The organism is Microlunatus sp. YIM B11417, assembly GCF_059617205.1.
This window is the reverse complement of record NZ_JCAMPJ010000001.1, coordinates 1,082,919-1,095,523: the sequence shown is the minus strand read 5'-3', so window position 1 is coordinate 1,095,523 and position 12,605 is coordinate 1,082,919. Positions and strand designations below refer to the sequence as shown.

Annotated in this window: 11 protein-coding genes; all 11 read right to left on the bottom strand. The window is 71.2% G+C overall.

Annotation, left to right across the window (positions count from 1 at the left end; all coding sequences use genetic code 11):
- Positions 1-23: 23 nt before the first annotated feature.
- Genes AC6CCG_RS05580 through AC6CCG_RS05530 form a run of 11 tightly spaced genes read right to left on the bottom strand, consistent with a single transcriptional unit; the run spans position 24 to position 12,469 of the window.
- Complete coding sequence (locus tag AC6CCG_RS05580; protein WP_496653478.1) at positions 24-1,058, bottom strand: LLM class flavin-dependent oxidoreductase; 1,035 nt, start codon at positions 1,056-1,058, stop codon at positions 24-26.
- Complete coding sequence (locus AC6CCG_RS05575; RefSeq protein WP_496653477.1) at positions 1,055-1,873, bottom strand: DUF1684 domain-containing protein; 819 nt, start codon at positions 1,871-1,873, stop codon at positions 1,055-1,057. The genes AC6CCG_RS05580 and AC6CCG_RS05575 overlap by 4 nt, the downstream gene beginning before the upstream one ends.
- The gene (locus AC6CCG_RS05570; RefSeq protein WP_496653476.1) at positions 1,870-3,516 is read right to left on the bottom strand and encodes a dipeptide ABC transporter ATP-binding protein; all 1,647 of its coding nucleotides are present in this window, start codon (positions 3,514-3,516) and stop codon (positions 1,870-1,872) included. Before AC6CCG_RS05570 ends, AC6CCG_RS05575 begins: the two co-directional genes overlap by 4 nt.
- A complete protein-coding gene (locus AC6CCG_RS05565; RefSeq protein ID WP_496653475.1) occupies positions 3,513-4,412 on the bottom strand; it encodes an ABC transporter permease in 900 nt (299 codons plus the stop codon). The genes AC6CCG_RS05570 and AC6CCG_RS05565 overlap by 4 nt, the downstream gene beginning before the upstream one ends.
- 2 nt (positions 4,413-4,414) lie before the next feature.
- On the bottom strand, positions 4,415-5,383 hold the full coding sequence (locus AC6CCG_RS05560; RefSeq protein ID WP_496653474.1) for an ABC transporter permease: 969 nt from the start codon (positions 5,381-5,383) through the stop codon (positions 4,415-4,417).
- A gap of 26 nt (positions 5,384-5,409) precedes the next feature.
- Positions 5,410-7,002, bottom strand: a complete 1,593-nt coding sequence (locus AC6CCG_RS05555) for an ABC transporter substrate-binding protein (RefSeq protein WP_496653473.1) — start codon at positions 7,000-7,002, stop codon at positions 5,410-5,412.
- Positions 6,999-7,517: a flavin reductase family protein gene (locus AC6CCG_RS05550; protein ID WP_496653472.1), complete on the bottom strand. Its 519-nt coding sequence runs from the start codon at positions 7,515-7,517 to the stop codon at positions 6,999-7,001. The genes AC6CCG_RS05555 and AC6CCG_RS05550 overlap by 4 nt, the downstream gene beginning before the upstream one ends.
- On the bottom strand, positions 7,514-8,869 hold the full coding sequence (locus tag AC6CCG_RS05545; protein WP_496653471.1) for an NtaA/DmoA family FMN-dependent monooxygenase: 1,356 nt from the start codon (positions 8,867-8,869) through the stop codon (positions 7,514-7,516). The genes AC6CCG_RS05550 and AC6CCG_RS05545 overlap by 4 nt, the downstream gene beginning before the upstream one ends.
- Positions 8,869-10,263, bottom strand: a complete 1,395-nt coding sequence (locus AC6CCG_RS05540; protein ID WP_496653470.1) for an NtaA/DmoA family FMN-dependent monooxygenase — start codon at positions 10,261-10,263, stop codon at positions 8,869-8,871. Before AC6CCG_RS05540 ends, AC6CCG_RS05545 begins: the two co-directional genes overlap by 1 nt.
- Positions 10,260-11,354: an LLM class flavin-dependent oxidoreductase gene (locus tag AC6CCG_RS05535; RefSeq protein WP_496653469.1), complete on the bottom strand. Its 1,095-nt coding sequence runs from the start codon at positions 11,352-11,354 to the stop codon at positions 10,260-10,262. Before AC6CCG_RS05535 ends, AC6CCG_RS05540 begins: the two co-directional genes overlap by 4 nt.
- On the bottom strand, positions 11,351-12,469 hold the full coding sequence (locus AC6CCG_RS05530; RefSeq protein ID WP_496653468.1) for an LLM class flavin-dependent oxidoreductase: 1,119 nt from the start codon (positions 12,467-12,469) through the stop codon (positions 11,351-11,353). Before AC6CCG_RS05530 ends, AC6CCG_RS05535 begins: the two co-directional genes overlap by 4 nt.
- Positions 12,470-12,605 lie beyond the last annotated feature (136 nt).

Sequence of the window (12,605 nt, the reverse complement as noted above, 5' to 3'; positions counted from 1 at the left end):
CATGCTCGCACCGGACGCGGGAATCACGCCCAGAGGCGGTCCGGGAACTGGGTCCGGGCGACCGGTACGACCTCGCTGACGAAGCGCTCCAGGCCGGCTCGGCGAACCGGGTCGAAGAGTTCGAGCTCGCCGACGTGCTGGACCTCGTGACCGAGCGCGGCATGGTAGCGGCCGAGTTGATCAAGGACCTGCTCCGCGCTGCCGACGTAGTACGAGCCGGCCGCGACGGCCTGCTCGAGGGTGTCGAACGGCAACTGTTGCTTGAACGAGTGGCGCAGGCCCAGGAAGCGTTTCCGGAAGATCGGCTCGAACTCGGCGTGCGCCTGTTGCGAGGTCTCGGCGACGTGGACGGCTGCCGCACCGGCACCGACCAGGGCGTCCTCGAGACGGCGGCCGTGGGCCACCCAGCGCTCCCGGTAGTGGTCGACCAGCCCGGCATACTGCTCCAGCTTCCCGGTCACGTTGGCCGAGAAGAGCGGGTCACCGAACCGGGCCGCGAGGTCGGTCGACCGGGTACTGGTGGCCGAGCCGTGCCAGACCCGCGGCGGAGTCTGCAGCCAGCGTGGCCGCGGAGCGAAGTCGACCAGCTCGGGGCGGTAGCGACCGGACCAGGTCACCGACTCCTCCGTGATCAGCCGGTGCAGCAGCTCGTACTTCTCCTCGTTGCGGTCCCACTGATCATCGTTCGAGTAGCCGAACACGCGCGCCTGCAGCTCCGTGTTGCCCTTCCCGATGATCAGCTCCACCCGCCCGTCGGAGACGTTGTCCAGCGTCGCGTAGTCCTCCGCCACCCGGACCGGGTCGAGCAGCGCCAGCACGGTGACCGTGGTGAACAGCCGCAGCCGGGTGGTCCGGGCCGCGATCGCCGCGAGCAGCACCGGCGGGGAGGAGATCTCGGTGTCGGGCGTGTGGTGCTCGCCGACGCCGAAGCCGTCCAGTCCGGCCTCCTCGGACCAGACCGCGGCCTCGATCACCCGGCTCAACCGCTCCTTGGAGGTCAGCGCGGGCTGCTCCGGCGTGGCCGCGTTGAAGCCGAGGGACAGGCCGACGAACCTCATCCGCGATCACCGCCGCGGGCCGCCGGATTCCATTCCCCGGCCGTGACACCGAACGGCAGGTCGTTGCCCGCCGGCGGTCGCGGGCAGGTGCCGAACGGGGTGAACGCGAACGGCAGATTGGCCGCCCGATTGAAATCCAGCTGCACCGGCCCGGCGCCGTTTAGCTCGACCGGCAGCACCCGCCACGGCGCCGTCGCGGCTCCGTTCGTGGTGTCGTGGAACAAGATCGTGGTGCCATGATCACCGAAGACCTGCAGCGTGTGCTCGGCGCCGTCGCGCTCGAAACTCACCTCTCCGGTCGCGAGCCGATCATGGACCAGGCCTGGCTGGGCGCCGTCGACCCGCACCGGCCTCGGCTCGGCGTACGGACGGAACTCGGCGTCGATCACCCAGGACGGGTCGAAGGCGTAGGTGCCGAGACCGGCGAAGGCACGCAACGCCGGTGCGGCCGGGTCGTACACCCGGAGTCCGTACCGGCCGGTGCGACGGACCAGCTCGATCTCGATCCCCGCGCCGAACCGGACGAACCGCACGGCGCCGGCCTCGGCGACCGCCACGGCCACCGTGCCGGCCAAGGCCCGAGCCTGCGAGAGCAGGACGAGCCCGTCGTCCGCCGTCGCGGTGACCTCGGCCCCGCCGTCGCCGGCCCGCCACTCCCCGGGCAGGCCGGCGAACCGTTCGGACTCCGGTCCGAGCCAGTGCAGCGCCACCTGGCTCAGCACGCCGAGCGGTTCGGCGAGCTGTCGTTCCCGCTCCACCCGCCACTCCTGCCAGGCCCGCTCCCGGTGTACCAGTTCATGATCGATGTCGGTCATCGGTTCCTCACCACGTGCCTCGAGGGGGACCCGCCGCCCGGAATGGCGGCGAGCAGTTCGGTCGTGTACGGATGCTGCGGCCGGTCGAAGATCCTCGTGGTCGGCCCGGTCTCCACCAGCACGCCGCGGCTCAGCACGCCGACCCGGTGCGCGATCTGGCGGACCACCGCAAGATCATGAGAGATGAACAGCAGGCTCAGTCCGAGCTCACCCTGCAATTCGGCCAGCAGGTCCAGGATCGTCGCCTGCACCGAGACATCGAGCGCCGACGTCGGCTCGTCGCAGACGACCAGCTCCGGCTTCGGCGCCAGGGCCCTGGCGATCGCGACGCGCTGCCGTTGACCGCCGGACAGCTCGGCGGGCCGGCGGCGCCCGAAGTCGGCCGGCAGTTCGACCCGGTCGAGCAGATCGCCGGCCCGGCGGCGCTGGGCGGCCCGGTCGCCGAGGCCGAATGCACGCAGCGGTTCCATGATCAACTCGGCCACGGAGAGGCGCGGGTCGAGCGAGGCGTACGGGTTCTGGTAGATCAACTGGAACCGCCGCCGCTGCCGCCGCAACGCCTCGCCGCGCAGCCGGGTCAGGTCGGTGCCGTCGAAGATCACCGAGCCCGCGGTCGGCTGCTCCAGCCGGACCGCGATCCGGGCGAGCGTCGACTTCCCGGACCCGGACTCCCCTACCAGGGCGAAGGTCTCGCCGCGTCGTACCGTCAGATCGACCCGGTCCGCCGCTCGCACCGTGCCCGCCGGGCCGGGCAGCGCGAAGTCCTTGATCACGTCCCGGAGCTCCAGCAGCACCGGCCGCTCCGTTGCCTCCCGCGGACGCTCCGCCACGGCGGCCGAGTTGAGGCTCGGCGCGGCCCGGATCAACTGTTCCGTGTACGGATGCGCCGGCGCGCCGAGCAGCCGCTCCGCCGGCCCGGTCTCCACCACCCGGCCGGACTTCATCACGACGATCCGCTGGGCGCGTTCGGCCGCGACCGCCAGATCATGGGTGATCAGCACGACCCCGGTGCCCAGCCGAGCCGTGATCTCCGCGATCCGGTCCAGGATCCGGCGTTGCACCGTCACGTCCAGGGCGCTGGTCGGCTCGTCGGCGATCAGCAGGGCCGGGTCCGCCACCAGCGCCATCGCGATCAACGCCCGCTGCCGCATCCCGCCGGACAGCTCGTGCGGGAACTGCCGGGCCCGGACCTCGGGCCGGTCGACGCCGGCCAGGTCCAGCGCGTCGACTGCCGCCCGCCGGGCCGCCGACCGGTCGGCGAGCCGATGCACCCGGAGCACCTCAGCGAGTTGATCACCGACCCGGACCACCGGATTCAAGGCCGTCAAGGGATCCTGCGAGATCAGTCCGACCCGCCTGCCGCGCACCGTACGCCAGCGTCGTTCGGGCAGCCGGGTCAGGTCCGCACCCTCGAAGTCGATCACTCCCGCCTCGACCCGGGCCGCGGCCGGCAACAGTCCGACGATCGCGTGGGCCGTCGTCGACTTCCCGGAGCCCGACTCGCCGACGACCGCGAGCACCTCGCCCGGCCGGACCGTCAGCCCGACGCCGTCGGCCGCGACGACCCGGCCCTGGCCCGTCGTCCGGTAGCTGATCGTCAGTCCGTCGATCGCCAGCAGGTCGTTCGCCAGCAGCTCGTTCATGACGCCGTCCGTTCGGTACGTTCCAGCGCCCGGGCGATCCGGTTCGCGGCCAGCACGCTGGCCACGACGACCAGGCCGGGCATCGTGGTCAGCCACCAGCCGGTGTCCAGGAAGTCCCGGCCGGCGGACACCAGGGAGCCCCACTCGGGCGTCGGCGGCTTCGCGCCGTAGCCGAGGAAACTGAGCGACGAGACGGCGAGCAGGGCGGTGCCGAAGTCGAGCGCCGCGAGCACCAGCACCGGTCCGACCGCGTTCGGCAGGACGTGCCGCAGCACCACCGTGACCGGGCGAACGCCCAGCGACGTCGCCGCCTCCACGTAGGTGCTGACCTTGACCCGCAAGGCCTCCGACCGCATCACCCGGGCACAGCTGGCGACGCTGCCGAAGCCGACCGCGATCGCGACGTTCACCGTGCCGAAGCCGAGCGCGATGATCAGCGCCAGCGACAGCAGCAGTCCGGGGATCGCCATCAGCACGTCCATCCCGCGCATCAGCACCGCGTCCAGCCAGCCGCCGGCGAACGCGGACAGCAAGCCGATCGCACCGCCGACCACCACGCCGACCGCGACCGCGATCAAGGTCGCCTGGATGGACAGGGCCGAGCCGTGGATCACCCGGCTGAACAGGTCCCGGCCGATCTGATCGGTGCCGAACGGGTGCGCCGGCGACGGCGGCTGCAGCAGCGCCGAGTGATCGACCGCGTACGGATCCTGCCCGGTCAGCAGCCCGGGGCCGACCGCCGCGACCAGGACCAGCAGCAGCCAGAGTGCCGAGATGATCAAGCCCGGCCGGAGCCAACGGGCCGGCGACGGTCTCCCGGGCCGGCCGCGCAGTCCGGTCCCGGCAGCGGGCTCGGTGACCCGATCCCGTACCGGCGCATCCAAGGTTGCCGTCATGATCATCCCTCCCCGGTCACAGGACGCGGACTTCGGCGGACCAGCACGATCCGCGGATCGAGCAGCGGATAGACCAGGTCGATGATCAAGGTGCAGACCACGACGACCGCGGCACCGAACACGACGATGCCCAGGGCCAGCGGGATGTCCTGGGTGCTGACCGCCGTCGCGGTGAGCTGGCCCAGACCGGTCCGGGAATAGACCGTCTCCGTCACCACCGCGCCGCCGAGGAACTGGCCGACCAGGATGCCGACCAGGGTGAGCGTCGGCAGGGTCGCGTTGCGGGCGGTGTGGCGCAGGTGCACCCGGGCACGGGAGGCGCCCTTGGCACTGGCCAGTTCCACGTACGCCGACGTCGCCTCGGACCGAAGGCTGCGGGCGAACACCTGCGCGATGATCGCGCCGCCGAGCACGGCCAGGGTGACCGACGGCAGCACCAGGCTCGCGAAGCCCTCGTTGCCGAAGGCGGGGAACCAGCCGAGCCGGAACGAGAACACCTGCAGCAGGATCAACGCCAGCCAGAAGCTCGGCACCGACACTCCGACCGGCGGTAGCGACAGCAGCAGCTGCCGCAGCCACCCGAACCTCAGATAGGTGGCGACGAGCGCCAGGCCGCCGCCGCCGACCACGGCGATGACCGCTCCGAGACCGGCGATCTGGGCGGTGGCCGGGACCGCGGCGACGATCGAGGCCGCCACCGGTCCGGTCCGCGGCGAGGTGCCCAGATCCCCCTGCAGCAAGGCCAGCAGCCGCTGCAGGTACTGCACGCCGACCGGCTGGTCGAGGCCGTACTGGGCCCGCAACGCCGCGATCTGCTCCGGCGTCGCGGTGCTGTTGGCCGGGTCTCCGCCGGAGGCGATCAGCGCGGCGGGATCACCGGGGAGTGCGTACAAGATCACGAAGGCGAGGGTGTACGCGGCCCAGAGCACCGCCACCGCCTGGGCCAGCCGGAGCGCCAGATACCTGATCATGCCAGGATCCTGATCATGACGACGGCCTAGCCGGACTCGGCGACGGCGCCGTGCAGCTGCAGCCGCGAGTAGGAGTCGAACCGGACGCCCTCGACGCCCTTGGCCAGTCCGAGCACCGTGGTCAGCTCGAACACCGGGATGCCGTACGCCTCGTCGATGATGATCTGCTGCGCCTCGCCGGCCAGCCGGTTCCGCTCCGCCTGGTCGTTCGTCGCCTGCTGGCCGTCCAGCAGCTTGATCAACTTCTGGTCGGCCAGTCCGTACGGCGTGTTGCCGTTCTGCCAGTAGACGTTGCGCAGGATGTCCGGGTCGGGCCGGGTGCTGTTGCCCCAGGACAGGTCGAACTCGCCGGTGGCCAGCTTCGACTGCAGGTCACCGATCGGCGCCGAGTTGAGATCGAGCTCGATGCCGACCTCCCGCGCCTGCTGCTGGATCAGTTCCAACGCGGCCTGGTTGGGGTTGAAGTTCGTGCTCCAATACGTCAGCAGGGTGAGCCGTTTGCCTTCCTTGGTTCGGATCCCGTCCGGCCCCGGCGTCCAGCCGGCCTGGTCGAGCAACTGCCGGGCCCGGTCCGGATCGGCCCGCAGACCTGCCGACAGGTCGACCCAGCCGGGCGTGGTCCGGGCCAGCGTGCTCGAGGCCGTGTCGAAGCTGGGGCTGAGCACGGCCTTGACGACCGCGTCCCGGTCGATCGCCGCGCTCAGCGCCTCCCGCACCCGGACGTCGGTCAGCGGTGCCCGCTTCAGGTTCGGCCGCAGCGCGAACACCTGACCCGGGTTGGGCCGGACCTGCAGCGTGAAGCCGCCGGCCTTCAGCGCCGCCTCGTCCTGCGGCGGCACGCCGCCGATCGCGTCCACCTGGCCGGACTTGAGTGCGCCGGACCGGACCCCGGACTCCGGGATCACCTTGAAGATCAACTTCTGGCTGGCCGCGGCCCCGGATCGCTGCCACAGCGACGATCCCCAGGCGTAGTCCTCGCGACGCGTCTCCACCACCTCGGTGTTCTTGGTGTAGTGGTCGAGCACGAACGGCCCGGAGCCGATCAGGTTGCCGGCGCATCGCTCGGCCGGCGCGGTGGCCAGCGAGGACGGGGCCAGCAGGCCGAGGAAGTGGCTGGCGCTGGCCTGCAGGAACTGCGCGTTCGGCGTCTCGAACTCGACCCGCGCGGTGAGCTCGTCGACCACGACGGTGCGGTGGTAGCTGGACAGGAACTGCAGCGCGTTGGGCTGCTCGGCTCCGTGCTCGATGATCTCGTCGAAGTTCTCCTTGATCGACGTCGCCGTGACCTTTCCGCCGTCGGAGAACGTGACGCCGTCGCGCAGGGTGAAGGTGAACTGCCTGGCGTCGTCGCTGGCCTTGAACGACTCGGCTAGCCACGGCTTGATCTCGCCGGTCTCCGGGTCCTGGTCGGTGAGCGAGTCGACCAGTTGCCGGGACGGGTAGGCCCCGTCGTTGTTGCCGGCCACCCGCGGGTTGAGGCAGCTCGGATCGGAGGCCAGCGCGAAGGTGAACGTGCTGTCGGCGGCGGGCTGCCCGGCCTGCGGCCCGCCGCCGCAGCCGGCCAGCAGCGCGGCCAGTCCGATGCCGGCGATCACCGTACGAGCGCTCTTCGTGATCATGAGTCCTCCGCCAGCCGGGCGAACTGCCCGTCGTGGTAGACCAGCGGGCGACCGTCGCGTACCTCGGCCTCGACGATCTCGCCGACCACCAGGCTGTGATCACCGGCATCGACCAGGTGCCGGACCTCGACCGCCATCCAGGCCAGGACACCGGGCAGGACCGGCAGCCCGGTCCGGTTCCGCCGCCAGTCCGGGACCCGGGCGAACCGGTCGATCCCGCTGGTGGCGAACGTGGTCGCCAGCTCGGACTGATCATGGGCCAGCAGATGGACCGCGACCGCGGACGCGACCCGCAGCGCGGGCCAGCTGGACGATCCACGGTTGATGTTGAAACTGAGCAGCGGCGGTTCCGCGGACAGCGAGCTCAGCGAGGTGGCGGTGAAGCCGACCGGTACGGACCCGCCGACCGTGACGACGGCGACGCCGGCCGCGTGCCGGCGGAACAGGTGACGGAACGTTCCGTCGGCCAACCGCGGTCGGGGGCTGGGCACGGTGGGAATCGGTTCGGCGCTCATCGCGTTGTCCTCATGGGAGCTGATGTCCTTCCGGAGATCGGTTCTGTGCGTACGGATTCGGGGTCGGTGGACGGGAACGGCAGGCCGAGGTTGTCCCGCAGGGTGGGCCCGGCATAGCCGGACTTGACCAGCCCGCGGCGGCGCAGCTCGGCCAGCAGCCCGTTGACCACGAAGTCGTGCTGCGCGTCGTCAGCCAGGTTGCCGACGCTGATCACGTCCAGCACCCCGGCCCGGAACCGTTCCTCGATCGCGTCGGCGATCTGCTCCGGGGTGCCGGCGACGGCCCAGTGGCCGGTGTCCTGGGCGGCGATGATCAACTCGCGCAACGTACGGCCCTGCCGGATCTGGTCGGCGAAGATCTCCACCCGGCCGCGCCGGCCGTTGACCGAGGACAGTTCCGGGATGATCGACTCCGGCACCCGTTGGTCGAGCCCGATCCCGGACAGATCGACCGCACCGCCGAGCATGTCGATCAGGCGTTCCCGGCCCTGATCGAGATCGAGTGCCTCCTCCCGTTCCCGGACCTTGCGCAACGCCTCGGCCTCGGTCGCGCCGTACGTCGCATGCAGCGAACTGAAGATCAACGGCAGCCCACCCGGCCGGCCCAGCTGCGCGGCCCGGTTCCTGATCTTGGTCGTGTACGCGCGGGCATGATCGAGCGTGGGCAGCGAGGTGAACACGGCCTCGGCGTACCTGGCACCGAGTTCGACCCCGGCGTCGGACTGGCCGGCCTGGAAGATCACCGGCCGGCCCTGCGGTGACGGCGGGATGTTCGACGGCCCGGCCACCGTGAAGAACCGGCCGCGGTGATCGATCGGCTCGACCAGCCCGGGCTCGAGAACCGCGCGGCCGTCCGTGCCTCGGCGCAACGCTCCGGGCCGCCAGCTGTCCCACAGCGCGTTGGCCACGTCGAGCACCTCGGCCGCTCGCGCGTACCGCTCCTCGGGGCTGGGCAGCGCAACACCGTAGTTCTCCTCGCCGATCGAGGAGGTGACCAGGTTCCAGGCGGCCCGCCCGTTGCTGACGTGATCAAGGGTGCCGAACAGCCTGGCCAGGTTGAACGGGTGGTGGAAGGTGCTGGTCACCGTCGCGATCAAGCCGATCCGGGACGTGATCCCGGCCAGCGCCGCCATGAAGATCAACGGCTCCTGGTTGCCGATCGGGCCCTGCGCGCCGAAGCGCAGCAGGTCGGCCGTGAACAGCGCGTCGATCCGCGCGTCCTCGGCCCGGCGCGCGATCAGCCTGGCCTGCTCGATCGTGGATCGGCCAGGATCGACCGCCTGGTCGTACACCTCGGTGCCCTGGCCGCCGGCCCCGGCGACCGTCGCGATCGTCCGCGGTGGGGTGGCCATCAGACCGCCTCCGCCACGAAGGTGGCGGTGGCCCGGCGGCTCAGCGGCGGCCGCAGGCCGAGATGCTCCCGCAGCGTGCTGCCGACGTACTCGGTCCGATAGGCGCCGCGGTCCTGCAGCGCCGGCACCAGCAGATCGACGATGTCGTCCAGCCCGTGCGGCACCAGGTACGGATGCAGGTTGAAGCCGCCGACCACCCCGGACCGCACGGCGTGTGCCAGCTGATCGGCGATCTCGCCGACGGAGCCGACGAAGCCGCGGGACTTCGTGAAGTGCAGCACCAACTGGCGGATCGAGTAGTGGTTCGCCTCGGCCAGTTCCCGCCAGCCTGCCACCAACTGCTGCGGGGTCAACGAGTGACCGACCGTGCCGCCGCTGATGCTCACCTCGTCGATCACCGGATCGATGTCCGGCAACGGGCCGTCGACGTCGTACTCGGAGAGATCACGGCCCCAGCCCTTCTCGAGGAAGGCGAGCGCCGACCGCGGCGTGACCGTTTCCTGCCGGATCCACTCCGCCTTCTCCTCGGCCTCCGCGGCGGTCCGGCCGACGATGATGCTGGCTCCGGGCAGGATCACGATGTCGTCGGCCGGCCGGCCCTCGCGGACCAGCCGCCGGCCGATGTCCTCGGCGAACGCCTTCGCGTCGTCGAACTCCGAGTGCCGGGAGAAGATCACCTCGGCCTGCCGGGCAGCAAGATCACGACCGCCCTCGGAATCGCCGGCCTGGAACAGCACTGGCTGGACCTGCGGGCTCGGCGGCACGAGGGGATGCACGGTCAGGTCGTAGAACTCGTCGGTGTAGCGCACCGGCGGGATGGGAGCGCTCCAGGCATCCGACCCCGGATCCTGCCGCAGCGCGTCGTCCGGCCAGCCGTCCCAGATCGCCTTGATCGCCCGGACGTGGGCCTCGGCGTGCCGGTACCGCTGATCATGAGGAAGGTAGCCACCGCGCCGGAAGTTCTCGCCGGTCCAGGCGTTGTCGGTGGTGACGATGTTCCAGGCGGCCCGGCCGCCGCTGAGCAGATCCAGCGTGGAGAGCCGGCGGGCCAGATCGATCGGGTCGTTGTACGTCGCGTTCTGGGTCGCCGCCAGGCCGATCCGGCTGGTCACCGCGGCCAGGGCGGTGAGGACGGTGATCGCGTCCGGCCGGCCGGCGACGTCGTGCGTGTTGAACCCGTCCAGGTGTTCCCGGACCCGTTGGCCGTCGCCGACGAAGAAGGCGTCGAACAGACCGCGTTCGGCCGTCTGCGCCATGATCCGGTACGACTCGAAGCTGACCTGGTCGCCGCTGTCCGGCCGGCCCCAGACCACCGAGCCGATGGCCGGGTAGAACACCCCGAAGTGCACCTGGGCGTCCGGTCGCGGATAGTCCTGACTCGCCATCGTGATCATCGCCTTCCCGCCGCGGCGGCATAGCGGTTGGCCGGCCGGGGCAGCCCGAAGACCTGGCGCAGTGTGCCGCCGGTCGGTGGCGGAACGGCCTTGCCGTGCTCGCGGAGCGCCGGCAGCACGGCACGGTCGAGCACGCCGAGGTCGAGATCGGTCACCGCGGGCCGCAGCACGACCCCGTCCACCGCACCGGACAGCCGGCGGAGCAGGGCAACCAGACCGGCCGCATCGCCGATATGGCGCAGTCCCCGCGCCGGCCAGGGAGTGTGCCGGTCGAGATCATCAAGGCGCTCCGCCGCCGGCCGGTCCGGCAGGTCGAGCAGCACCTCGACCTCGACGACGACCCGGGCGGTGCCGAGCGTCCGGGCCCGGTCGGCGGTCGTCGCCGCCTCCAGCTCGGTACTGGCGTTGATCACCGTGACGTCGACTCCGAGCGGGTCGGCTCCCGCCCACGGCGCGAAGATCACCGGCTGCCCCTGTGGCGGCCGCGGCGTGATCAGCGGACCGCGGATCGAGAACGTCGCGGCACTGAAATCGACGTGGTGCAAGCGATCCCCGTCGAGGTAGCGACCGGTCGCCCGATCCCTGATCACGGCGTCGTCCTCCCAGGAGTCCCACAGCCGCCGGGACACCTCGATCACGTCGGAGGCCTCGCGCCGCAGCGATGCCGGCGCGATCACCGCCGGCCGGCCGTAACCGGCCGCCAGCTCGGCCGCGCCCGACGCGGCGACCCACCAGCCGGCCCGGCCGAGCGTCGCATGATCGAGACTGGCCAGCTGAGTGGCGAGATGGAACGGTTCGCTGAAGACGACCTCGGTCTGGGCGACCAGGCCGATCCGGTCGGTCAGCGGCCCGGCGTACGCGGCCCGTTGCACGGCGTCCAGACGACCGGTCACGTTCGGTGCGGTCCCGGGCGGCAGCGGCGAATCGTCGAAGATCACGTACCCGAAGCCGGCCCGTTCCGCGGCCCGGACCAGAGACGCGACCCGCTCCGCGGTCAGCTGGCGGGCCGGCGGCTGCTCCGCGTACCGCCAGCCGGCCGGATGACCGCCGTCCAGCGCGATCCCGACCGCGAAGGCTCCGGCCGTCGTCATGCGCCGGCCTCCTCGCCGGCGCGGCGGCGGACCAGCGGCAGCACCGGCTCCGGCCACGGCGGATCGGGAATCGTCCGCCGCAGTTCGGGCGCCACCTCGGCCTGGAACAACTCCAGGCTGCGCCGGTAGCCGGCTTGATCGAGATCACCACGATGGCCGGAGACGGAGATCACCGAGTTGCCGAACGCGGCGTGATAGCGGCCGATCTTGTCGATCACCTGCTCGGGGCTGCCGACCAGCGCCGAGCCGCGCTCCAGGTAGTCCGCGTAGTCCTGGTAGAGCGTGAAGGTTCCCGGCAGCTGCCCGGACGAGGCGACCCGGGCCGCGAACCGTTCGTAGACCGGTCGGTAGGCGTCGATCGCCTCCTGCGAGTTCTTCGTCACGAACGCGGTGTGGCCGGCTCCGACCAGCGCCGATTCCGGGTCGCGGCCCAGCCCCGACCAGGTGTCGCGGTAGTGGTCGATCAGCTCCGCGTACCGGGTGATCGGGTTCATCCCGTTGGCCGAGAAGACCGGATCGCCGAACTCGGCGGCCAGCTCGACCGAACGCTCGGCGGTGGCCGAGCCATGCCAGATCCTGATCCGCGGCTGCAGCGGCTGCGGCTGGATCCGGGCGCCGTCCAGCGGCGCGGTCCGGATCGACGGCACTCCGGGCGGCGGCGCCCAGGTCACCGGCTCGCCGGACCAGAGGGCCCGCAGCAGGCGGTAGTTCTCCGCGATCGTGTCCCAGGCGTCGGTGCGGCCGATCCCGAACAGCTCCGCCTGCTCCGGGCCGTTGCCCTTGCCGATGATCAACTCCACCCGGCCGCCGGAAAGATGATCAAGGGTCGCGTAGTCCTCGGCGACCCGCACCGGGTCGAGCACCGAGAGCAGGGTGACCCCGGTGAACAGCCGGATCCGGCGGGTCACCGCGGCGATGTGGCTGAGCACGACCGGCGGGGCGCTGGACAGGAACGGCTCGTGATGCCGCTCGCCGACCGCGAAGCCGTCGAAGCCGAGCTCCTCGAACAGCACCGCGTTGTCGATCACCTCCGAGAACCGGTCGGTCGGAGCGGTCGTCCCGCCGTCCGCCGACGGTCCGTTGCTGATCAGATCGAGACCGATGATCTTCACCATGCCGGCACTCCCCCTTGCCCGAAGGGCTTCTCGAGAATTACCCCAATTCCCTAGTGCCAAAATAGGCTATGAAATGGGTTGATCAACCCCGTCTCGACTCGTGGACCGGTTTCCGACCGGTGATCACGATCGGGGT

Coding starts and splice junctions, on each gene's coding strand:
- AC6CCG_RS05560 (WP_496653474.1), bottom strand. CDS start 5,383: ATGATCAGGTATCTGGCGCTCCGGCTGGCCCAGGCGGTGGCGGTGCTC.
- AC6CCG_RS05540 (WP_496653470.1), bottom strand. CDS start 10,263: ATGATCACGATGGCGAGTCAGGACTATCCGCGACCGGACGCCCAGGTG.
- AC6CCG_RS05570 (WP_496653476.1), bottom strand. CDS start 3,516: ATGAACGAGCTGCTGGCGAACGACCTGCTGGCGATCGACGGACTGACG.
- AC6CCG_RS05530 (WP_496653468.1), bottom strand. CDS start 12,469: ATGGTGAAGATCATCGGTCTCGATCTGATCAGCAACGGACCGTCGGCG.
- AC6CCG_RS05555 (WP_496653473.1), bottom strand. CDS start 7,002: ATGATCACGAAGAGCGCTCGTACGGTGATCGCCGGCATCGGACTGGCC.
- AC6CCG_RS05565 (WP_496653475.1), bottom strand. CDS start 4,412: ATGACGGCAACCTTGGATGCGCCGGTACGGGATCGGGTCACCGAGCCC.
- AC6CCG_RS05550 (WP_496653472.1), bottom strand. CDS start 7,517: ATGAGCGCCGAACCGATTCCCACCGTGCCCAGCCCCCGACCGCGGTTG.
- AC6CCG_RS05535 (WP_496653469.1), bottom strand. CDS start 11,354: ATGACGACGGCCGGAGCCTTCGCGGTCGGGATCGCGCTGGACGGCGGT.
- AC6CCG_RS05580 (WP_496653478.1), bottom strand. CDS start 1,058: ATGAGGTTCGTCGGCCTGTCCCTCGGCTTCAACGCGGCCACGCCGGAG.
- AC6CCG_RS05575 (WP_496653477.1), bottom strand. CDS start 1,873: ATGACCGACATCGATCATGAACTGGTACACCGGGAGCGGGCCTGGCAG.
- AC6CCG_RS05545 (WP_496653471.1), bottom strand. CDS start 8,869: ATGGCCACCCCACCGCGGACGATCGCGACGGTCGCCGGGGCCGGCGGC.